We start from the raw sequence: 21036 nt of genomic DNA on the forward strand, positions 1-21036 counted from the left end.
GCGCTACCGCGCGCGCCACCTCCCCTTGCAGGGGAGGGTTGAGTATGTGCGCTTAGTCAGAAATATCCTGTCCTTACCCCTCAACCCTTCCCGTCACGCTTTCCATCGCCACCAACATAGCCGATGCGCCGTGCTCGGCATTGTCGGCGCTGTGGCGGAACAGCGCGAAAAGTTCGCGGCCCAGCCCTTGCGCGGGCGGCGGGGGGAGGGCGTCTTCGCGCAGCGCCCATTCTCCCGCCTCGACCAAGGCTTCGACGGTGCCCGTGCGCGCGCAAATCCGCACTACATCGCCATCGCGCAGCTTGGCAATCGGTCCCGCATTCAACGCTTCGGGGGAGAGGTGGATAGCGGCGGGCACTTTGCCGCTCGCGCCCGACATGCGCCCGTCAGTGAGGAGGGCAATCTTATAGCCCTTGTCGAGCAGCACGCCCAAGGGCGGTGTCAATTTATGCAGTTCGGGCATCCCGTTGGCGCGTGGCCCCTGGAAGCGCACAACGACCACGACATCGCGGTCCAGTTCGCCAGCCTTGAACGCGGTGACGACATCATTCTGGTCATGGAAAATACAGCACGGCGCTTCGATGGTGAGATGGGTTTCGGCGACCGCGCTCACCTTGATGATTGCGCGTCCGAGATTTCCCTTGAGCAACACCATCCCGCCATCCGGAGAGAAGGGCGTAGCGACGGGGCGCAAAATGCTGTCATCGCGGCTGGCGGTGGGCGAAGGTTGCCATTTGACCGCCTCCCCATCCAGCACCGGCTGGAAACCATAATCGCCCAAATCCTTGCCCGCGACGGTCAATATGTCGCGGTGGAGCATCCCTGCTGCCAGCAATTCGCGGATGACAAAGCCGATGCCGCCAGCATGTTCAAAATCATTCACATCGCCTTGGCCGTTGGGATAAACGCGCGCGAGCAAAGGCACTGCATGGCTCAGCCGGTCAAGATCCTCCCAGTCGATGACGATACCCGCCGCGCGCGCAATGGCGGGCAAATGGATCGCATGGTTGGTTGACCCGCCGGTTGCCAGCAAGCCAATCGCGGCATTGATGATCGCGCGTTCATCAACGCACAGCCCCAACGGGCGGTAATCTTCGCCATCCCAACCCATCTGCGCCACACGATGCGTTGCCGCGCGGGTGAGCGCGCTGCGCAATTTGGTGCCGGGATTGATGAAGGCCGCGCCCGGCATATGGAGGCCCATCATCTCCATCATCATCTGGTTCGAATTGGCGGTGCCGTAAAAGGTGCAGGTGCCCGCGCCATGATAAGAGGCGGCTTCGGCATCGAGCAATTCCTTGCGCCCGACTTTGCCCTCCGCATAAAGCTGGCGCACGCGCTGCTTTTCCTTGTTGGCAAGGCCCGACGGCATCGGGCCAGCGGGGACAAGGATGGTGGGCAAATGGCCGAAACGCAGCGCGCCGATCAGCAGCCCCGGCACGATCTTGTCGCAAATGCCAAGAAGCAGCGCGCCTTCAAACATGGCATGGCTCAAGGCAATGGCGGTGCCTTGGGCAATATTATCGCGGCTGAAGAGCGACAGATCCATGCCTGCCTGCCCCTGTGTCACCCCGTCGCACATGGCGGGAACGCCCCCCGCAACCTGCGCGGTGACGCCTATTTCGCGCGCGGCAATCTTGATCTGGTCGGGATAGCGGCCATAGGGCTGATGCGCGGACAGCATATCATTGTAAGCGGTAACAATACCGATATTCATGGCCTTGTCCGCGCGGATAACGGCCTTATCCTCACCCGATGCTGCAAAACCGTGCGCGAGATTGCCGCAGGATAAATTGTCCCGATTGGTCCCATGCGCGCGCTGTTCGTCGATAAGCGCAAGATAAGCGGCGCGGGTCTTGCGGCTACGGTCGATCACGCGGTCGGTGACGGCGGAAATGGCGGGGAGGAGTTTGGTCATGGAATGTTCCTAAACCTTCCCCCTTGATGGGGGAAGGATACAGAGCCTTGGCGACGCAGGAGCCTAGGCGGCGTTGGATGAGGGTGGGCGAGCGAAGCTCGCGCGGTCGTAAGCGACCGCTTACCCCTCACCCAGCTCCATCTAGCTTCGCTACGCTCAGCAAGATTACACAACCCTCTCCCACAAGGGGAGAGGGAGTTAGGGGCGCGCCAATCAATCATGCCAACTCGCTCCATCGCGTTCGGTGAGCGCAATCGATGCGCTCGGCCCCCAGCTCCCGGCGGTATAGCTTTGCGGTTTCTGTCCCGTTTTCGTCCAGGCATTGTGGATGGAATCAATCCACGTCCAAGCCGCTTCGACTTCGTCCCGCCGCACGAACAAGGTTTGGTCCCCTTCAACGAAATCGAGCAAAAGCCGCTCATAGGCGATGCGCCGTCGCTGGTTGCCATAAGCGGCATCAAGCGCGACATCCAATTCGACTTCTTGCAATTCCACGCCATCGCGGTCCAATCCGGGGCGCTTGGCCATGACGAGCATCCGGATGGTTTCTTCAGGCTGCAAACGGATGATGAGCGTATTGGGTTCCAGCCCCGCGCCGCGGCTCGCGAACAGGTCATGGGGGACGCGCTTGAACTGGATCAGGATTTCCGATTTGCGCTCGCGCATCCTTTTGCCGGTGCGCAGGTAGAAAGGCACGCCCGCCCAGCGCCAATTGTCGATGAAGGCCTTGATTGCGACAAAGGTTTCGGTGGCGCTGTCCGCGCCCAATTCTTCGTCATAGCCTTTGACCGCTGCGCCGCCGATTGCGCCCGACGCATATTGGCCTTTGACCGTGAGCGCCTTGGCACTTTCGGGGGTGACGGGACGGAGGCAGCGCAGCACCTTGACCTTTTCATCGCGCACCGCCGCCGCCGCATAGCTGGCGGGCGGCTCCATCGCAACGAGGGCGACCAGTTGGAGGAGATGGTTCTGCACCATATCCTTGAGCGCGCCAACGCCATCATAATAAGATACGCGCCCTTCCAGCCCCACCGTTTCAGCGACCGTGATTTCGACATGCTCGATCGCGTTGGCGTTCCACAATGGCTCGAACAGGATGTTGGCAAAGCGCAATGCGAGGAGGTTCTGCACGGTTTCCTTGCCGAGATAATGATCGACGCGGAAAATCCGTTCCTCGCTAAACGCCGCGCCGACAATATCATTGACCTGTTTGCTGGACGCAAGATCCTGCCCGATGGGCTTTTCGAGCGCGACCCGACATTCGCCGCAGGCAAGCCCTGCGCGATTGAGTCCTTCGATAATCGGTCCGAACAGGGCAGGCGGCGTGGACAGATAAACGCCCAACGGCTTTTGCGTGCGCGCGCCGAGCTTTTCTTTCAAGGACGCAAAGCTGGTATCCTCAGCGGTATCAATCGCGACATAATCGATGCGCGCGAGAAAACTTTCTGCGACATCCGCCGCATATTGTTCGGGCGGCAGATATTTTTGGAGCTGCTCGTCAATCGATGCGCGGAAGGCGGCATCATCCATCACCGTCCGGCCCGAGCCCAAAATGGTAAAACTGTCCGCCAGCAACCCGTCCTTGTGGAGATTATACAGCGAGGGAAACAGCATCCGGTGCGCCAGATCGCCCGTCGCGCCAAACAGGATCAACGTTTCCAATATTTTCCCCACTATGGTTTAACTCCCGCGTGATTTTATCGTTGCCGCGCCATCTTATGGCAGGCTGTTGTAGGTGATAGCGGCTCAGGAGGGTGAAGCCACCTAAAATCCTCCCCTGCAAGGGGAGGAATGGGGGTTCAATCCAGTTGCAATTTGCAATCAATCTGCCAATCTTCCGTTCAGCCGACCAAGGCCTGACCAGAGAGGATTGCCATGACCGCCGACGCTATGCGCGCAACATTGGATGCGATGCGAGCCGATTTTACCGCCAGCCTGCCGGTATCGCTTGATGTGCGGCGCGACCGGATCGACCGGGCGGTGGCGTTTCTGGTCGATCATGGGCGCGATTTTTGCGCGGCGGTATCGGAAGATTTCGGCCATCGCAGCCATGACATGACGTTGATGACCGACATTAACCCGTCGCTCAATGCGCTTAAAGATGCGCGCAAACATATGGCGGCCTGGGCGCGCGGGGAAAAGCGCAAACCGATGTTCCCGCTCGGACTGTTGGGCGCAAAGGCGCGCGTCGAATATCAGCCCAAAGGCGTGGTTGGCGTGATCGCGCCGTGGAACTTTCCCATCGGCATGGTCATGGTCCCGATGGCAGGCGTGCTGGCGGCGGGCAATCGCGCGATGGTCAAGCCCAGCGAATTCACCCCGCGCGTCTCGGCCCTGTTTGAAGAGCTTATCCCGCAATATTTCGACGCCAAGGAAATTGCGGTCGTCACCGGCGGCGCAGACATCGGGCAGGCTTTTTCCGAGCTTCCGTTCGACCATATCATCTTCACCGGTGCGACCAGCATCGGGCGGCATATCATGCGCGCAGCCGCGGCGAACCTCACGCCGGTTACGCTGGAGCTTGGCGGGAAATCGCCCGTGATCGTGGGGCCGTCCGCCGACCTCGACAAGCTTGCCGAGCGCGTCACTTTGGGCAAGATGATGAACGCCGGGCAAATTTGTCTCGCGCCAGATTATCTGCTGGTGGACGAGCGCCAAGAGGCGGACATTGTCGGCAAGATCAAAGCATCGGCGAGCGCCATGTATCCGACTTTGCTCGACAATGATGATTATACCAGCATCGTCAACGACGGCCACCATGCGCGGCTTTCCGATTATATTGACGATGCGCGGGCCAAGGGCGCGGAGATCGAAATCGTCAATCCGGCGAACGAGGATTTTGCAGGCGCGAATAGCCGCAAAATGCCGCTCCATATCATCCGCAATGTGAGCGATGATATGAAGGTCATGCAGGAAGAAATTTTCGGGCCGCTGCTGCCAGTGAAAAAGGTCGCCTCGGTCGATGCCGCGATTGACTATGTCAACGCGCATGACCGCCCGCTCGGCCTTTATTATTTCGGGGCGGATAAGGCCGAAGAGCGGCGCGTCCTCGACCGCACCATTTCGGGCGGCGTCACGGTCAATGATGTGATCTTCCATGTCGCAATGGATGACCTGCCGTTCGGCGGGGTCGGACCCAGCGGCATGGGGCATTATCACGGGCAAGACGGCTTTAAAACCTTCAGCCACGCCAAGTCCGTCTATCGCCAGACCGGTGTCGATGTCGCCAAGCTGGCCGGCATGAAACCGCCTTATGGCCCTGCAACCAAGAAGGCGATTGCGCAAAGCTTCAAGAAATAGCGGCGATATTTTGCCGCATCTTCACCCTTGCCAGCCGCATCCGGCTCGGCTAGGGGAAGCGTCCTTCGCGGCCAAAAGCTGTGATGTGCCCCTGTGGTGAAATTGGTAGACGCGCCGCACTCAAAATGCGGTATCGAAAGATGTGCTGGTTCGAGTCCGGCCAGGGGCACCACCCTTAGCAGAAAAATCATTATTCCAGCGCGCCGCGCCGCTAATCTACCCGATACCTTTTTAGGCGTCAGCTCGCCAATGCACGGCGCAATGTTCCCAGCCGGTTGCGGGTGGTTACATCCTTTGCGTCCTTCAGAACAGCATCGGCTGCGGTGAAGGCTTGTGTCGCTGCCGGACGATCGCCGCGCGCCAGCGCAATCTCGGCTAAGGCGAGATCAACCCCGGCGCCAAACTCCGGCCGTCCGGTGAGATCGGCAGCTTTTTGCCGGTCAAGACCTTCGAGCAGCGCGCCCGCGTCGGCATAGCGTTGGTTGGCGATCAGACATTCCGCCGTGTAGAAACGGATCACATGGGTGAGGGGGTAATCTGCGCCAAAAGCCTGCCGCGCTGATGACAGGGCCTCTTGTGCGACGGCGGCTCCGCGGCTGCGTTGGGCCGTCTGGCATAGCGCAACGGCATAGTCATTTTGCCCGACGAGTGCCTGATGCGATTGCGGGCCTGCTTGCGCCGCCGCGCCGCGCCACACACGCTCCGCTTCACGCGCGGCCTCATCATAGCGTCCAAGCGCGGCAAAGCTTTCAAAGCGGGTGGAATGGAGCCCCAGTGTGAAGCGGTGATTGTCGCCGAAGCGCGCGCGCATCGCCTTTAGCAGCGGTTCGCTCGCCCGCAGCGCCTCTTCATCCTTGCCCGACATGGAAAGGCTGGTGATCCAATGCTGGCGCGTGACCATTGTATCGGGATGATCGGCCCCCCGCACATCAACAGACTGGTTCACAATCGCGCGGGCCACCGGTTCGGCGGCCTGCGCACGGCCAAGGCGCATCAGCACCAGAACCAGCGATGATTTCGCTTTGAGAAGCTGTGCGGGCGGCACAGCCGATCCTTCGGCCTCTCCAATCTCGACAGCGCGGCGAAACGCGCGCTCGGCCAGCTCGATATCGGCCATATAGCCATAAGCGCCTTCTGCCTGCGCGAGCGCAAAGCCGACCCTACCGGCGTCGGCGCGCGGCCCGAGCTGTTGGCGTTCCTGCTCCAAGAGCCGCCCGGCTTCTTCCAGTCGGTCGGGCTGGCCTGAAGTGGCTTCCATATGGACGCGTCCCAGCCGTCCGATGACGGCATCGTCGCTATCTGTCTCGTTCGCCTTTGCAAATAACTGTCCGGCGCGGATATATTCTGCGCGCGCGGTGTCGAAATCCGACCGGCCATGAAAGGCGCGCGCAATGGCCAAATGCAACCGCGCCGCGACGGCTGGCGCGCCTGCAAACCGTTGTTCGATATTGCCGCTGGCGCGCTTGATAGCATCGATCACGGTTTCGTCTGCCGCGGAGCGGGCGGGGTCCGGGCTGGCCAACACATCTTCCGCGATGAAGCTATAGCCGGTATCGGCTAGCGTGCGTGCGGTAATCGCCGCATTGCGCTGCGCCCACGCATAGGCCGCAAAAGAGGAGCTGGCGATCAGGCCCAGCAACAGGCTTGCAGCAGCGGCGCGTATCCACGGACGACGCAAGCGCCGACGGTCTTCCGCCTGCTGCTGCTGTGCGAGCAACGCCGCGCGCCGATCCTGCTCGGCAGCCTCTTGGCGGCGTTGTTCAAGCTGCTCGATGCGGTGCATCAATTGCTGCGCGCTCGCCAGCCTGCGCTCGGGCGCAACCTCGGCGGCGGCAAGAATATCGTCACGCAGGAGCGGGTCGGCAATATTGCTCTCCCAACCGGGGGCAAGGGCTGCTGTAAAATCCCCCGCCGCAAGCTGGTAGAGGATCAGCCCCAGCGCATAAATATCGCTTTTGGTCGTGGGCAGCGCGTCGCCGGTCAGCTCCGGTGCGCGATAGGCTAGCGTGCCCGAACGCGGCTCGTCCGGCCCAAGCCCGGCATCCAGCGAGCCGGGGTCGGTAATGCGGAAATTGTCGAGCATATTTGCATCGAGCAGGCGCCCGCTCCCGAAATCGGCCAGCTTGACCACCGCGCCATGCTCCCTGTCGGCGATGAGGATATTGGCGGGTTTCAAATCCTTGTGCAGCACGCCAAGGGCATGAACGTCCGCAACGGCGCGGCAAATATCCGCCGCGACCGCTAATCGCTGTTGCAGCGGTATCGCGGCCAGTCCGCCTGCATCATTCGCCCAACCGATCAGATCGCGCCCGCCATAGGCATATTCGAGGAAGTAAGGCGAGGCATCGAAATTCCATTCCAGCAGCGCGGGCAACGGTGCGGTTGGCCCGATCCCGGCGAAGACCACGCGCGAGAGCGTCGCCTCCCGCTTGAGCGCGCGCAGGCGGTCGGGGGCGTCGGCAAATTTGAAGACGCGGCGCTCGCCGGTCTTGTCATGGCTTGCCAGCCAGACATCTTGCGCCCCTGTATCGCCGAGCGGTGCGGTCAGCCGCCATTGCTTGCGCCCCGGCACTATATCCCCGCCAGCAAAGGTGAAGCGCGGGGCAAGGGGTGATTCCACGCTTGCGATCTTGACCGTGCAGATCAACCGATAGCCGACACGCGGCACGGTTTCGATGATGCTGTTGTGATGCTCGCCAAGCGCTTTGCGCAGCTTCGAGATGGCCGTCGCGAGCGAGCCTTCGACAACCGTTACGCCGGGCCAGACGGCGTCGAGTATTTCCTCCTTGGTGACGACTTCGCCTGCGCGCAACAATAGTTCGTGCAATACTTCGAGTGGCTTACCTTCAAGCGGTACGGATTGGCCATCGACACGAAGCAACCAGCTTGCTTCATCGAACTCGGCGCCGGAAAATTTCCAAACCCGCCGTCTGCGGCGTGATGACGAACTATTGTCGTACATATGCTTGCCCCCAACCTTGCCCCCCTACAGTGCGACTTTAGAAATTCTTAAGACCTGCTTCAAGACTTTTGACGGCTCCCTGCTCTACCCCTTCCATGCATAAAAGTAGGGCATATGGGGGTGTAAATGGCAAAGGCACTGATCATCGAGCATCGGGATCAAATCCACTGCTGGACCATATCCGGGGAAGTATTGGGCTCGGCAATCTGGAGTTCGACCCAGGTCCATTCGTCAGGCGGAGGCGGCTATGGCGGCCATGTCAGCGCGCCGACTATATGGAGTTCGACAACCACGCATAAACGCTTCTTTGTCCATACCGATAATGGTCAAGAGCATGAAATCAATCTTGATGACAGTAGTTTCGGTGTACGCGATGGTCACAGGGTGACGGTCGTTTATGCACAGCATCGCGATAATGAGAGCGGCTGGCTGGTCTACCTTGTCAACCATGATACCGGCCAGAAGCTTAGGCACAGCGCCTCTTTGAAAGACCTGCGCGGACGCCACAAAAGACGCTGGTTTTTGCTGACGCTGATGTCAATTCTGGCACCAAATGCTGTGGGGCTAGTCGCTGTGCCAGTGTGGGTATTCTTTTTCTTCAAGCGGCGCGCACGCTTTGCCGAACTCGATAGCGCGATATTCGAACAGGCTGCCAGCTTGGCGGTACCGGACGCGCGCACCGCGCAAGCCATGTTGCAATGAATGACCTGCATCAAAAAAAGGAAGGAAGCCGACTATGACCCGATATATCAAATCTTCTTTTGTCCGCCCTGCTTTTGCAGCCGCCTCATTTGCGCTTGTGGCGCTATCGCTTGCAGGCTGTAGCGGGCAGTCGGATTTCTCCAAACAAATCGCATCGATCTGCGCGGAAAATGCGCAGACCGGTCAAGATTGTACTTGCATCGCCAAGCAGTTGGATGCGTCCTTCCCGGACCAGCTCAAACCTGCCTTTGTTGCGCTGCGCTGGCCGTTGAGGCCGGACCCCCAAGACCGGGACGCGGTTAATGGGGCGATGTTGCGCGCGGCGGGCATTGATCCTGCCGATCCCCAACAAATGAAATCGGCCGTTCGCGCGTTCCGCGACGCTTATTATCCGCTGCGCGAGCAGCTTCGCGCCCAATGCGGCGGCGATCTATAGGAGATAGAAAATGAAAGGACGGATATTAGGGTTTAACGAGACCGACGGCAGCGGAGCCATTTCCGCCGAGGACGGCTCGCGCCACAAATTCACCCGCGCCGATTGGCGAAGCGATAGGCCGCCAGCCGCTGGTATGAGCGTCGATTTTGAAAGCGAAGGCGGCATAGCACAGGAGGTTTATCCCGTCACTGGCGCCGCCAAGGCTGCAATCAGCAATATGAATGTCGATCTGTCGGGGCTTTCCTCGCTATCTTCCGGCGGCGAAGGAGAAAAAGTGACGGCGCTGTTCACCAGGTCACTGGCGACGCCTCTGGCGCTCGTCGTCATTATTGCTTTCTTCCTGTCCGCCATCTCCTCGCCGGTAGAAAGCGCGAGCATGATGGACCTTGGTAAACTTGCCGATGTTATCGCCGAGATCGGAGATGACGATGCGGGCGGTAGCGGAGCCATGCTGATGTTACGGTTTGTCGCCCCACTGTCGGCACTATGGCTGCTCTTTGCGGCCTTTACCGGCAAGCCGGAAAAACTGCCCATGCTGGTAACCGGGGCGGGGGCCATTCTTGCCGCGATTATCGTCTTTCTGTTCAAGGCGTCGGTGCTTTCCGCAGCGCCGGAGTTCATGCGTGAAAGACTGAGCGCCACCATCAGTATCGGGCTTGGCACCTGGCTCATGCTGCTGGCTGGCGGCGCGCTCATTGCCGCAGCATTGGGCGTCATCCGCAATCCCTTGGCGAAGGGGTAAAGGCGATGCAACGGACCATCATCATCGCGCCCCTCACGCTCACGCTTGCGCTTGCCGGATGCGGCGAGGCGAAGACGGCGGACGCGCCTTTGGCCGCCCCTGCGCAAGAGACTATGGAGGCAAGCACGACCCCGCAGGCTGAAGCAGCGGTAGAAGCATCCGAACCCGCAAAGCCCGAAGGGCCGCTGGGTTGGACCTTGCCTATGGACCTGAACAGTCTTGCCGAAGCGGACCGCACCGCCATCATGCGGGCGGCAGGCTACCGCCTCTATGGCAAGAAATGGGGTAAGGATGCAGAATCTGCCGCGCATTGCGATGCCGGCATATCGGATTCATTCCAGTCTCCCAGCGGCAAATCGCCGATCCGCGACATTAATGGTGACAGTCGGCCAGAGGCAATAGTGACAAGTCGCGGTTCCTATTGCCACGGTAAGACGGGCGAGGCGTTCACGCTCCTGACCTATTCGGGCAAGGGCTGGCAGGTCTTGACGGAAACCACAGGCATCCCTTCATTCTATCCGCGTAAAGGCATTGCCTGGCCGGATATAGAGATTGGCGGTCCGGGGTCGAACTGCTTCCTGTTTATGCGCTGGAACGGCAAGGAATATGTGGTTGGTGGCGAATCGTTAAGCGGCAAGATTTGCACGCTTTCACCCGCATTTGCGAAAAGTGCCCCGGCAACCAAAGGCACGAAAATCGCCTTCCCGCCGATTGAGCCGGGCTATTGGGCGATCAATATGGGATGCGCTCAGGCCATTCGCGAATCAGACCCGAACGGGCCGCCGGATGGCATTGCTTTCGCCTATTTCGACCAGAATAGCGAATATCTGGGATCCCTCGGCATAAAACGCATCGAAGCGCTGGGTGGCAATCGTTACCGCCTGCATGGCTTGGCCCTCTATGGCAATGGAGAGCCAATCTCGGTCCCGTCGATAACCGATATTGTCGTCAATAGTCGCACCAGTTTTACCGCGACATCAAAGGACAGCACCGGCAGTTTTACGACCCGTTATCTCCATTGTCCGACCTCGACCATCCCCCGAGAAATCCGTGGGGCCATGCTGTGAGGAAAGGCAAAACAATGCGCAAATTCCGTCTGTCGCGCCTATTGCGACGTCGCACGTCCGGCGCCGCCAGCCTAACCTTTAAGATAATGTGCTTGCACCCTCGTCAGTGGCCTGTGCCGGAGACGCATATTGCGCCGCCTTTTTATAATTTTCGGCAAAATCTGCATAGATTCGCGATAGTTCAGGGTCTGCTGCCTGATCCGATTTTTCCGAAAATTCTTTGTAACGGCGTTCAAAATAATGAGCATCTGAAATATGGGGCATAGCCAGAAGCCTCCTAAAAGCGGTGGTACACACGGTAACTCCACCTGTCAGCGTCTCGCTTGTTAAGAATAGCGCCAATATTATTATAGTTCACCTTAAAATAATCAGAGTCAATTGATGTCGCTCAACTTTGCCGGTTTATTTTTTTCATTTAGCTTACTTTAGCGGATCGCATAAAACGTTTGGGCGCGATTCAAACCATAACCGGCGCAATCTTACACGTTCATCGGAACGAAAGCTTTGTAACATCGTCAAATTGGTGAGCGGGTTACGCAAGGAGTCTATCATGGCCAACACTATGAATCAGGACAAAAATCACCAGAAACCGCAGGACAACCAAACCCGCGGTCAACATCCCAACGACACGTCGGCCAAACGGGAACGCAATCCTGACGGCACGTTCAAGGATGAAAATAACCAGAAACAGCCGAAAAGCTGATCTTGATGTTCTGGCACAAAGAGGCGGCTCGTTCGGGCCGCCTTTTTTGTGGGGCTTGGCTAGCTCAGGGTTCGGAGGGTGCCGGGCTGAACGGTCGGGGCGCATCGCATGGCGTTGCCGAATAGCGCGGCGCGGGCGCGGGCTGGAGCGTGCCGCCCACATCGACAAATGTCTGGCGCGCGACATTGTGCGGATGGGCGGGGGCTTCGCTCAAGGACAGCACCGGCGCGAAACAGGCATCGCTATGTTCGAGGAGTGCGCACCATTCGTCGCGGCTGCGCGTTGCGAACAGGTCGGCGAGGCGGGCTTTCAGGGCGGGCCATTGCGACTGGTCGAATTGCGCGTCGAAATCCTTGTCGGCGGCAAGACCGGTCTTTTCGCGCAGCAACGCATAAAATTGCGGCTCGATCGCACCGACCGAGATAAATTTCCCGTCGCTGCACGTATAAGTGTCATAAAAAGGCGCGCCGCCATCGAGCAGATTGACTCCGGGCGCATCCTGAAAAATCCCGCGTGCGTGGAAGCCATAGGTCATCGCCGCAAGCAAGGCCGACCCGTCGGTCATCGCGCAGTCAATCACCTGTCCTTCACCGGTTTTGCCCGCATGGAGGAGCGCGCTCACCATGCCGAACGCAAGCATCATCGCGCCGCCGCCAAAATCGCCGACATAATTAAGCGGCGGGACCGGCTTTTGCCCGGCAACGCCAATGCCGTGCAGCACGCCTGACAGCGCGATATAGTTGATGTCATGTCCGGCGGCGTCGGCATAAGGGCCATATTGGCCCCATCCGGTCATGCGCCCGAACACCAGTTTGGGATTGTCGGCGAGCAATACATCCGGCCCTAATCCCAGCCGCTCCATCACGCCGGGGCGATAGCCTTCGATGATGGCATCGGCGGTGCGGCACAAATCGCGCGCGCGGGCGCGGCCCGCTTCTTCCTTCATGTCGATTTCGACCATCACCCGGTTGCGCGTCAAAGGATCGCGGGGATCGGTCATCGTGCCGGGCCTTTCGATGCGGATGACTTTCGCGCCATGATCGGCGAGCATCATCGCGCAAAAGGGACCGGGGCCGATGCCTGCAAATTCGATGATGGTGAGACCGGATAACGGGCCGGGCATGGGCTCTCCTTTAAGCTGCCAGAGGGAAAGAGAAGGCGCGCTCAGTCATCAAACCAGCGCACCACATCGTCGAGCGCGGCACGCGCGCACGGAAAATTATTGACCGGCGCGTGCCGGTCGCGCCAGCCTATTGCAAGGCCGGTCCATAAAATATGGTCCGCGCCCAAGCCCAATTCTTCGCGGATGAGCCCGCCATAAAGCGACCAGGCTTCTTGCGGGCAGCTATCCAGCCCCTCTTCGCGTAAAAGCAGCATGACGGTCTGGAGCCAGATGCCCATATCGCCCCATTGCGGCGGTCCCATGAAGGTCGGACAGTGGAGCAGCAGCAACACCGGCGCGCCGAAAGCGTCAAGGTTGCGCAAGGACGCGGCGGCGCGCGCAGGCTTGTCGTCGCGCGCTACGCCCATCGCTTGATACATGGCATAAGCGACATCGCGCCGCCGCTGCATCCACGGATCGGGGAGCGGATGGGGGTAGATTTGATAATCGGCATGGGACGTATCGCCGCGCAAGGCCGCCGCGATGACCTTTTGTTTCAAGGCCGCAAGTGCAGGACCGGACAGAATCGCGACCTCCCACGGCTGGACATTACCGCCCGACGGGGCAAGCTGCGCGCGCTCCAGCACCGAGCGCAACAGCGCCTTGTCCACAGGGCGGTCGAGAAACTGGCGGATCGAGCGGCGGCTTTGCACCGCATCCGAAACAGAAGGCGAGGGCGCGTGCATCAATTATGGCCGTGATATGGGGAGGATAGGGGCATTGCGGGGCCTTTTTTACTGCCACGCCAAACCATCATCCTGTGCCTCCCTCTATCCATTTTTCCCGCACGAATTGGCGGTTTTGCCGGAAAAGAGGCTAGGCGATTTTACCCACGCTGTATAATGCTTAATTGCCGCTTTTTATTGCGCTCGCGCCTTTACGCTGCGGCATAGCGGGGAAAGAGCGTGTAAAAAATTTACACGACCCTTGCCCGAACAACTATGGCTAGTCGAACGGGCCAAAGGCTGGCAGAGCCTTGCGCAAGCGATAAGGAATTGCGCAAGCGATAAGGAAAGGATGAACCTCATGGCAGGTGTCTGGTTTGACGAAATGGAAGTGGGGCAGGTGTTCGACCATGCCATCCGGCGCACGGTGACGGAAACCGACAATATATTGTTCACCACCATGACGCATAATCCCGCGCTGCTCCACCTTGACGAAGAATATATGAAAGGCACCGAATTTGGCGCGCGCATCGTCAACAGCGCGTTCACGCTTGGCCTGATGGTCGGCATATCGGTGGGCGATACGACTTTAGGCACGGCGGTTGCCAATCTCGGCTGGGACGATGTGCGTTTCCCCAAGCCTTTGTTCCACGGCGATACGGTCAATGTCCGCACGACGGTGCTGGAATTGCGGGACTCCAAATCGCGGCCTGATGCGGGGATTGTGACCTTCCTCCATGAAGCGTTCAACCAGCAGGGCGACCTTGTCGGCACCTGCAAGCGCACCGGCCTCCAGCGCAAGAAGCCCGCGGCATGAGCGCGCTTCCGCTGCGTTCCTTGCTGTTCATTCCGGGCGACAGCGAAAAGAAGATCGGGAAGGTCGCAGAGTGCGGCGCGGATGCAGTCATCTTTGATCTTGAAGATGCGGTCGCGCCCGAAAATAAAGCGGCGGCGCGCGCGCTGGTGACGGATTATCTGAAAGCCACACCGCGCGGGCAACGCCCGCTGCAATATTGGGTGCGCGTCAATCCGTTCGATACCGGCATGACCGCCGAAGACTTGGCCGCCGTCATGCCCGGCGCGCCCGATGGCATCATGCACCCCAAAATTGACGGGCCGGACTGTGTGCGCCGCCTGTCACATTATCTCGACGCGCTGGAAGCCGCACATGGCCTTGCGCAAGGATCGACCAAAATCATTCCGGTCGCGACCGAAACCGCCGTTGCGCCGTTCCGCTTGGGCGATTTTGCCACGGCAGGATTGGAACGGCTGGCAGGCCTCACTTGGGGCGCGGAGGATCTGGCGACTGCCGTGGGGGCCAGCACCAATAAAGGCGCGGACGGCAATTGGGCTTTTCCATACCAGATGGTGCGCGCAATGACCTTGCTCGCCGCCCATGCCGCAGGGGTGGAGGCGATTGATACGCTCCACGCCGATTTCCGCGACGATGCGGGCCTGCGCGCCGCATCGCAAGCTGCACGCGCCGAAGGCTTTGGCGGGCGATTGTGCATCCATCCCGCGCAAGTCGAAGCGGTCAATCAAAGCTTCATGCCATCTACGGAAGAAATCGCCCATGCGCGCCGCGTGCTGGACGCTTTCGCCGCCGATCCGGGCGCGGGCACGGTCGGCCTTGACGGCAAGATGCTCGACATTCCGCACAAGAAACAGGCGGAAACGGTGCTGGCCCAAGCAGCGGCCTTCGGCGCGGCCTGACCATATTTCAACAAACAGGAAGACAAAGGCAGGGAGAGGCCATGACATCCTATGACATCATCATTGTGGGCGCAGGGCATGGAGGCGCTGCGACCGCGATCAATTTACGGCAGGCCGGCTTTACCGGCTCGATTGCGCTCATCGGGCGCGAGCCGGAAATCCCTTATGAACGCCCGCCTTTGTCCAAAGAATATATGGCCGGGGACAAAAGTTTCGACCAGATCCATATCCGCCCGCGCAGCTATTGGGACGATAAACAGGTCGACCTTTTGCTCGGCCAAGTGGTGGTCGCGCTGGACCCTGATGCCAAGACGGTAACGCTCGAAGATGATAGCCGCTTGGGCTATAGCAAGCTTGTCTGGGCGACGGGCGGCGACCCGCGCTTGCTCGATTGCGCAGGCGCCGACTTGGCGGGCGTCCATGCGGTGCGCACCCGCGCCGATGTCGATGCGATCATGGGCGAACTGGACGGCGTCGAGCAGATTGCGGTGATTGGCGGCGGTTATATCGGCCTTGAAGCCGCTGCCGCCCTCACCAAATTGGGCAAGAAGGTCGTGCTGCTCGAAGCCTTGCCGCGCGTCTTGGCGCGGGTTGCGGGCGAGGCTTTGTCGCATTTCTATGAAGCCGAACATCGCGCGCATGGCGTCGATTTGCGCACCGCCACGCTCGTCAACGCGCTGGAAGGCGCGGGCCGTGTGTCGGGTGTGCGGCTCGATGATGGCACGCTTATCCCTGCACAAATGGTGATTGTCGGCATCGGCGTCCTGCCTGCTGTCGATGTGCTGCATCTCGCGGGGGCGGAGGGGCAGAATGGCGTCAATGTCAACGAACATTGCGAAACCAGCCTGCCCGATGTGTTTGCGCTCGGCGATTGCGCCGCGCACCATAACCGCTTTGCCCAAGGCTATCGTATCCGGCTGGAATCGGTCCAGAATGCGAGCGATCAGGCGAGCGTCGTCGCCAAGACGATCATGGGCAATCCGGTCCCCTATGGCGCGACCCCGTGGTTCTGGTCGAACCAATATGATTTGCGCCTGCAAACCGTCGGCCTGTCGCAAGGCCATGACCAAAGTCTGGTGCGCGGCGACCCCGCAACCCGTAGCTTTTCGGTGATTTACCTGCGCGACGGCGCGGTGATTGCGCTCGATTGCGTCAATATGGTCAAAGATTATGTCCAAGGCCGCAAGCTGGTCGAAGCAGGCGCACATATCGACCCCGCCGACCTCACCGACACCAGCCGCCAGCTAAAGGAATTGATCGCGGCGGGGTGAGGGGGAGGCTTGACCGTTGCTGACCCGCTACGGTGCCGGAATTCTCCCCTCCGTTCGTCCTGAGTAGGGCCGCAAGGCCCGTATCGAAGGACCGGTTGCGCGCGCAGCCTGTCCTTCGATACACCGTCCTTTCAGGACGGCACTCAGGACGAGCGGAGTAGGGTAGCCGAAAGGGCGTCGGGCGAGTAAAGGCGAGTAAAAGGGGGCGCCGCTGTCCCTAATCTTCAATCCTCATCCGCCTCAATCGGCGGCAAGGCCGGTTCGTCCGGCAATGCGCCCGATAGCGCCAGATCAAGCTGGTCCTTGTCCAGCGCTCCGTCCCAGCGCGCGATGATAACGGTGGCCACTGCATTGCCGATAAAATTGGTGAGGCTGCGACATTCCGACATGAAGCGGTCAATGCCGAGGATAAGCGTCATCCCCGCGACCGGCACCGATGGCACAATCGACAGGGTTGCCGCCAAGGTGATAAAGCCTGCGCCGGTCACGCCCGCCGCGCCCTTGCTGCTGATCATCGCGACGAGCAGGAGCGAGATTTGCTCGCCCAAACTCAGCTCGACATTGCACGCCTGCGCGATGAACAGCGCGGCCAAGGTCATATAGATGTTGGTGCCGTCAAGATTGAAGGAATAGCCGGTCGGCACGACCAGCCCGACCACCGATTTGTCGCATCCCGCTTTCTGCATCTTGTCCATCAGGCTGGGGAGCGCGGCTTCGGACGAGGAGGTGCCAAGCACGAGCAGCAATTCGGCCTTCAGATAGCGGCATAATTTCAGCACCGAAAAACCGTTGAACCAGGCGACTGCCCCCAGCACCCCGACCACGAAAATGAACGAGGTCAAATAGAAGGTTGCGACCAATATCCCCAGATTGGCGAGCGCGGCGAGGCCGTATTTGCCGATGGTAAAGGCTATCGCGCCGAACGCGCCAATGGGGGCGGCTTTCATCAAAATGCCGACAAGGCGGAAAATGACGAGCGCGATCCGCTCCATAAAATCAAGGATAGGCGCGGCAGGCTCGCCGACCAGCGACAGCGAAATGCCGAACAGGATGGCGACGAACAACACTTGCAGGATCGACCCGCCGGTGAAGGCCGATATCATCGTGTCTGGGATAATCTCCAGCAAAAAGGCGGTGAGGCTGCTGTCATGCGCTTTCTTGCTATAATCGGCGACCGCGCCCGCATCGAGCGTTGCGGGATCGATATTCAGCCCCGCGCCGGGCTGGACGACATTGGCAATGATAAGACCGACTATCAGCGCAAGCGTTGAAAAGAACAGGAAATAGGCAAAGGCTTTACCCGCAACGCGCCCGACCGAGGCCAATTCCTTCATCCCCGCTATGCCGGTTGCAACGGTCAGGAAAATCACCGGCGCGATAATCATTTTGACCAGCTTGATAAAGCCGTCGCCCAAAGGTTTGAGCGATTCCCCGACCTCCGGCCAAAAATGCCCGATGCCGGCGCCCAATGCGATGGCAATCAGGACTTGCACATATAAATGCCGGTAAAAGGGACGCTTGGCGGGGGAGGTCGGGGCGGGGTGAAGCTTATCCGGAAGACCCAATCCAACAGCCATAAATTAACGCACCTTTCAGTCTTTAAGCCCCTCCCGCGTGCGGGAGGGGTTTGGGGTGGGCATGTCAAATTCAGAACGTCACCCCCGAACAGGCCCTCCCCCGACCCCTCCCGCAAGCGGGAGGGGAGAAGACCGGCTGCCAGAATGAAGAGACATCCCCCAAACCCCCATAACAAAAGCAACCGGCCCCATGATGCAAGCCTTTCATTATGCGCTATCCTACTCCATCCGGGCGGGACATTATGGGCATTGCCGCTCTTTTCATGCAAAGGCTTTGGCTATCATGTTGCACAATGGTCATTTCTCCCGCCATCATCGGCCCGCCAGCTTGACTATGTCCGGACAAATAAAAATAGGGCGTTTTGCCCGGACTTTGCGAAGCTAAGAGGGTGTTTTTGGCAGAATCATGCGGGGCTTGGCGGTTTCGGTGACGGAATGTGAAGACGAGAATGTAAGATTATGAAAAACGGGCTATTTCTAAAAAAGGTCATCATAGGATGACGCGCACAGGCGCCAAATATGATGCGATCATCATCGGGGCGGGCGCTGCCGGATTGATGGCGGCGGGGCGGGCAGCGGCGCGCGGGGCCCATGTGCTGGTCATCGACCATAATAGCGAGCCGGGAAAGAAAATCCTGATTTCGGGTGGCGGGCGGTGCAATTTCACCAATGTGCAGGCAGGGTTCGGCGTCCATCCGCCGCGCTATCTGTCGGCCAATCCGCATTTCGCCAAATCGGCGCTGGGCCGGTTTGAACCGCAAGATTTTATCGCGATGGTCGATAGCGCGGGCATTGCCTGGCATGAAAAAACGCTGGGGCAGCTTTTCTGCGATGGCAGCGCGCGGCAGATTGTGGCGTTGCTGATGGAGCAATGCGCGGGCGTCGCTTTCCGCTTTGGTGCGCCGGTGGACGAGGTGCGCCATGACGGGGCGGACTTCGCGGTCAGGGTCGCGGGCGAAACGCTTTTCGCATCAAGGCTGGTGCTCGCCTGTGGTGGCCCGTCTATTCCGAAACTCGGCGCGAGTGATTTTGCTTATCGCAGCGCGCGGCAATTCGACCTCAAAATCATCGAACCGCGCCCCGCCTTGGTCCCGCTCACCTTGGGCGGCGACGATCTGCTATTCCGCGAATTATCGGGCGTGTCGACCGAGGTGGTCGCCACCGCTGGCGAGGGCAAAGCGAAAGGCGTGTTCCGCGAGGCGGCCTTGCTCACCCATCGCGGGCTATCCGGCCCCGCTATCCTCCAGATTTCCAGCTATTGGCGTAAGGGTGAGGCGATTAGTCTCGACTTTCTCCCCGACGACGCGGCGGCGGCATGGTTGCTCGCCAGCAAAGCGGCGCAACCCAACGGGTCGCTGGCCAAGCTGCTCGCCGACAAGTTGCCGCAACGGCTTGCACAGGCGTTGGCGGAGAAATTGGGGGCAGCCGACAAGCCGCTCCACGCGCTCACCGACAAGGCGCTCGACCAGATGGGGCAGCGGCTGAACCGCTGGCGCTTCACCCCCAATGGCAGCGAAGGCTATGCCAAGGCCGAAGTCACCATCGGCGGCATCGCGACTGATGGCCTTAACCAGAAGACGCTGGAAGCCAAGCACCTCCCCGGCCTCCATGTGATCGGCGAAGCGGTCGATGTGACCGGCTGGCTCGGCGGCTATAATTTCCAATGGGCCTGGGCGAGCGGGGCAGCGGTCGGTGATGTGATTTGAGGGGAAGGGGGCGAAGGAATATTATCCCAAAAACCGTTAGCCCTGAGCTTGTCGAAGGGCGTTTTCCAGTAACGCACCCCGTGCTTCGACAAGCTCAGCACTAACGGATAAATTTAGTTTAATGCGATATAACCCCTCACCCCTGAAACGTATCACAGGCGCTAGGATCCCCCGTTTGCAAGCCGCGGTTGAGCCATTCCATCCTTTGTTGGCTGGTGCCGTGGGTGAAGCTTTCGGGCGACACGCGGCGACCGGCATTGGCCATCAGCACATCGTCACCGATCGAGCTGGCGGCGCGCAGGCCTTCCTGCACATCGTCCGGGTCGATCCGGTCCTTATTTTGCGCGGCCCACACGCCCGCATAGCAATCGGCCTGCAATTCCATGCGGACCTGAATGGCATTGCCCTGCGCCTGACTGGAACGCGCTTGGGCTTGCTGCACCTGTTGCGCAAGGCCAGTGATGGTCTGGATATGGTGGCCATATTCATGCGCGATCACATAATAGCGCGCAAAATCGCCGGACGCGCCAAGCTGTTGCTCCATCTGGCGGAAGAAGGTGGTGTCGAGGTAAATGCCGTGGTCGTTGGGGCAGTAAAACGGTCCCATCGCCGATTGGGCGGAGCCGCACCCCGATACGCCGCTCTGGTCATAAAAGGACAGTTTCGGCGGCTGGAATCGCGCGCCTTCTCTTGCGAACAGGCCCGACCAGGTTTTGTTGAGGCTCGACAAGGCATCGCACATTTCTTTGGCATTGGGGTCGGTCGAGCAAGCGGCGGTGCCTTGCACGGCCCCCGGCGCATTTTGCTGTTGGGTCTGCTGTGCCATCGGCGAACCGCCATCGCTGACCAAGGGGCTTAAATCGACGCCAAAGACCAGCGCGCCAATGATGAGGATGACAAGACCGCCGCACCCCACCGATCCGCCACCAATCGGAAGTCCACCAAAGCCGCCGGAACCTTGATGTTCCACGTTGATACTATTGTCAAAATCATCAAGGCGCATGGCCGGACTCTCCCTCCGTCAATCTGGTGCGGTAACTTAGCAGCAATTTTCGCAAAGGGAATAACGCCTGTCAGGCAAAGCGGTTGCGGACCCTGTTCAAAGCCCCTCT

Annotated in this window: 19 protein-coding genes and 1 tRNA gene; 11 read left to right on the top strand and 9 right to left on the bottom strand. The window is 59.8% G+C overall.

Annotation, left to right across the window (positions count from 1 at the left end; all coding sequences use genetic code 11):
- Positions 1-73: 73 nt before the first annotated feature.
- From edd to DMP17_RS00840, 3 genes are all read right to left on the bottom strand, one after another.
- Positions 74-1918: a phosphogluconate dehydratase gene (edd, locus tag DMP17_RS00830; RefSeq protein ID WP_337827188.1), complete on the bottom strand. Its 1845-nt coding sequence runs from the start codon at positions 1916-1918 to the stop codon at positions 74-76.
- Between the two features lie 213 nt (positions 1919-2131).
- Positions 2132-3571, bottom strand: a complete 1440-nt coding sequence (gene zwf / locus DMP17_RS00835; protein ID WP_337827189.1) for a glucose-6-phosphate dehydrogenase — start codon at positions 3569-3571, stop codon at positions 2132-2134.
- 168 nt (positions 3572-3739) lie between these two features.
- A complete protein-coding gene (locus DMP17_RS00840; protein WP_337829794.1) occupies positions 3740-3919 on the bottom strand; it encodes a hypothetical protein in 180 nt (59 codons plus the stop codon).
- Here DMP17_RS00840 and DMP17_RS00845 point away from each other — a divergent pair.
- Positions 3854-5218: a coniferyl aldehyde dehydrogenase gene (locus tag DMP17_RS00845; RefSeq protein WP_337829747.1), complete on the top strand. Its 1365-nt coding sequence runs from the start codon at positions 3854-3856 to the stop codon at positions 5216-5218. The two genes, DMP17_RS00840 and DMP17_RS00845, sit on opposite strands and share 66 nt — an antisense overlap.
- A gap of 87 nt (positions 5219-5305) precedes the next feature.
- Positions 5306-5390 (top strand) — tRNA-Leu (locus DMP17_RS00850).
- Between the two features lie 66 nt (positions 5391-5456).
- On the opposite strand, the gene DMP17_RS00855 is transcribed toward DMP17_RS00850, so the two are convergent.
- Positions 5457-8180, bottom strand: a complete 2724-nt coding sequence (locus tag DMP17_RS00855; RefSeq protein WP_337827190.1) for a protein kinase domain-containing protein — start codon at positions 8178-8180, stop codon at positions 5457-5459.
- Positions 8181-8306: 126 nt separating this feature from the next.
- Here DMP17_RS00855 and DMP17_RS00860 point away from each other — a divergent pair, with 126 nt between their 5' ends.
- Genes DMP17_RS00860 through DMP17_RS00875 form a run of 4 tightly spaced genes read left to right on the top strand, consistent with a single transcriptional unit; the run spans position 8307 to position 11127 of the window.
- Positions 8307-8882 carry a hypothetical protein gene (locus DMP17_RS00860; RefSeq protein WP_337827191.1) on the top strand — a complete coding sequence of 192 codons (576 nt, stop codon included), beginning with the start codon at positions 8307-8309 and terminating at the stop codon, positions 8880-8882.
- 34 nt (positions 8883-8916) lie between these two features.
- On the top strand, positions 8917-9318 hold the full coding sequence (locus DMP17_RS00865) for a hypothetical protein (RefSeq protein ID WP_337827192.1): 402 nt from the start codon (positions 8917-8919) through the stop codon (positions 9316-9318).
- Positions 9319-9328: 10 nt separating this feature from the next.
- On the top strand, positions 9329-10060 hold the full coding sequence (locus DMP17_RS00870; RefSeq protein WP_337827193.1) for a hypothetical protein: 732 nt from the start codon (positions 9329-9331) through the stop codon (positions 10058-10060).
- A gap of 5 nt (positions 10061-10065) precedes the next feature.
- Complete coding sequence (locus DMP17_RS00875; protein ID WP_337827194.1) at positions 10066-11127, top strand: hypothetical protein; 1062 nt, start codon at positions 10066-10068, stop codon at positions 11125-11127.
- 78 nt (positions 11128-11205) lie between these two features.
- Here DMP17_RS00875 and DMP17_RS00880 read toward each other — a convergent pair whose 3' ends face one another.
- Positions 11206-11391 (bottom strand): hypothetical protein, encoded by a 186-nt coding sequence (locus DMP17_RS00880; protein WP_337827195.1) that lies wholly within the window; start codon positions 11389-11391, stop codon positions 11206-11208.
- A gap of 286 nt (positions 11392-11677) precedes the next feature.
- On the opposite strand from DMP17_RS00880, the gene DMP17_RS00885 reads away from it, so the two are divergent.
- Positions 11678-11830 carry a hypothetical protein gene (locus tag DMP17_RS00885; protein WP_337827196.1) on the top strand — a complete coding sequence of 51 codons (153 nt, stop codon included), beginning with the start codon at positions 11678-11680 and terminating at the stop codon, positions 11828-11830.
- 64 nt (positions 11831-11894) lie between these two features.
- Here DMP17_RS00885 and DMP17_RS00890 read toward each other — a convergent pair whose 3' ends face one another.
- Complete coding sequence (locus tag DMP17_RS00890) at positions 11895-12953, bottom strand: CaiB/BaiF CoA transferase family protein (protein ID WP_337827197.1); 1059 nt, start codon at positions 12951-12953, stop codon at positions 11895-11897.
- 41 nt (positions 12954-12994) lie between these two features.
- Entirely contained in the window at positions 12995-13678 is a 684-nt protein-coding gene (locus DMP17_RS00895) for a nitroreductase (RefSeq protein WP_337827198.1), read from the bottom strand.
- A 340-nt stretch (positions 13679-14018) separates the two neighbouring features.
- Between DMP17_RS00895 and DMP17_RS00900 the strand changes: the two genes are divergently transcribed.
- Genes DMP17_RS00900 through DMP17_RS00910 form a run of 3 tightly spaced genes read left to right on the top strand, consistent with a single transcriptional unit; the run spans position 14019 to position 16641 of the window.
- Positions 14019-14474 carry a MaoC family dehydratase gene (locus tag DMP17_RS00900; protein ID WP_337827199.1) on the top strand — a complete coding sequence of 152 codons (456 nt, stop codon included), beginning with the start codon at positions 14019-14021 and terminating at the stop codon, positions 14472-14474.
- Positions 14471-15370, top strand: a complete 900-nt coding sequence (locus tag DMP17_RS00905; RefSeq protein ID WP_337827200.1) for an HpcH/HpaI aldolase/citrate lyase family protein — start codon at positions 14471-14473, stop codon at positions 15368-15370. Before DMP17_RS00900 ends, DMP17_RS00905 begins: the two co-directional genes overlap by 4 nt.
- A gap of 41 nt (positions 15371-15411) precedes the next feature.
- Positions 15412-16641, top strand: a complete 1230-nt coding sequence (locus DMP17_RS00910) for an NAD(P)/FAD-dependent oxidoreductase (protein WP_337827201.1) — start codon at positions 15412-15414, stop codon at positions 16639-16641.
- Positions 16642-16865: 224 nt separating this feature from the next.
- Here DMP17_RS00910 and DMP17_RS00915 read toward each other — a convergent pair whose 3' ends face one another.
- Positions 16866-18218: a dicarboxylate/amino acid:cation symporter gene (locus DMP17_RS00915; RefSeq protein WP_337827202.1), complete on the bottom strand. Its 1353-nt coding sequence runs from the start codon at positions 18216-18218 to the stop codon at positions 16866-16868.
- A 497-nt stretch (positions 18219-18715) separates the two neighbouring features.
- Between DMP17_RS00915 and DMP17_RS00920 the strand changes: the two genes are divergently transcribed.
- Positions 18716-19924, top strand: coding sequence for an NAD(P)/FAD-dependent oxidoreductase (locus DMP17_RS00920; RefSeq protein WP_337827203.1), 1209 nt, complete (start codon positions 18716-18718; stop codon positions 19922-19924).
- 136 nt (positions 19925-20060) lie between these two features.
- Here the strand turns inward: DMP17_RS00920 and ypfJ are convergent, their stop codons facing one another.
- Positions 20061-20927, bottom strand: coding sequence for a KPN_02809 family neutral zinc metallopeptidase (gene ypfJ, locus DMP17_RS00925; protein WP_337827204.1), 867 nt, complete (start codon positions 20925-20927; stop codon positions 20061-20063).
- Positions 20928-21036 lie beyond the last annotated feature (109 nt).

It is taken from the genome of Pseudonocardia sp. TMWB2A, from assembly GCF_017312135.1.

Coding starts and splice junctions, on each gene's coding strand:
- edd (WP_337827188.1), bottom strand. CDS start 1,918: ATGACCAAACTCCTCCCCGCCATTTCCGCCGTCACCGACCGCGTGATC.
- DMP17_RS00840 (WP_337829794.1), bottom strand. CDS start 3,919: ATGATCGACCAGAAACGCCACCGCCCGGTCGATCCGGTCGCGCCGCAC.
- DMP17_RS00855 (WP_337827190.1), bottom strand. CDS start 8,180: ATGTACGACAATAGTTCGTCATCACGCCGCAGACGGCGGGTTTGGAAA.
- DMP17_RS00860 (WP_337827191.1), top strand. CDS start 8,307: ATGGCAAAGGCACTGATCATCGAGCATCGGGATCAAATCCACTGCTGG.
- DMP17_RS00865 (WP_337827192.1), top strand. CDS start 8,917: ATGACCCGATATATCAAATCTTCTTTTGTCCGCCCTGCTTTTGCAGCC.
- DMP17_RS00870 (WP_337827193.1), top strand. CDS start 9,329: ATGAAAGGACGGATATTAGGGTTTAACGAGACCGACGGCAGCGGAGCC.
- DMP17_RS00875 (WP_337827194.1), top strand. CDS start 10,066: ATGCAACGGACCATCATCATCGCGCCCCTCACGCTCACGCTTGCGCTT.
- DMP17_RS00880 (WP_337827195.1), bottom strand. CDS start 11,391: ATGCCCCATATTTCAGATGCTCATTATTTTGAACGCCGTTACAAAGAA.
- DMP17_RS00885 (WP_337827196.1), top strand. CDS start 11,678: ATGGCCAACACTATGAATCAGGACAAAAATCACCAGAAACCGCAGGAC.
- DMP17_RS00890 (WP_337827197.1), bottom strand. CDS start 12,953: ATGCCCGGCCCGTTATCCGGTCTCACCATCATCGAATTTGCAGGCATC.
- DMP17_RS00895 (WP_337827198.1), bottom strand. CDS start 13,678: ATGCACGCGCCCTCGCCTTCTGTTTCGGATGCGGTGCAAAGCCGCCGC.
- DMP17_RS00900 (WP_337827199.1), top strand. CDS start 14,019: ATGGCAGGTGTCTGGTTTGACGAAATGGAAGTGGGGCAGGTGTTCGAC.
- DMP17_RS00905 (WP_337827200.1), top strand. CDS start 14,471: ATGAGCGCGCTTCCGCTGCGTTCCTTGCTGTTCATTCCGGGCGACAGC.
- DMP17_RS00910 (WP_337827201.1), top strand. CDS start 15,412: ATGACATCCTATGACATCATCATTGTGGGCGCAGGGCATGGAGGCGCT.
- DMP17_RS00915 (WP_337827202.1), bottom strand. CDS start 18,218: ATGGCTGTTGGATTGGGTCTTCCGGATAAGCTTCACCCCGCCCCGACC.
- DMP17_RS00920 (WP_337827203.1), top strand. CDS start 18,716: ATGACGCGCACAGGCGCCAAATATGATGCGATCATCATCGGGGCGGGC.
- ypfJ (WP_337827204.1), bottom strand. CDS start 20,927: ATGCGCCTTGATGATTTTGACAATAGTATCAACGTGGAACATCAAGGT.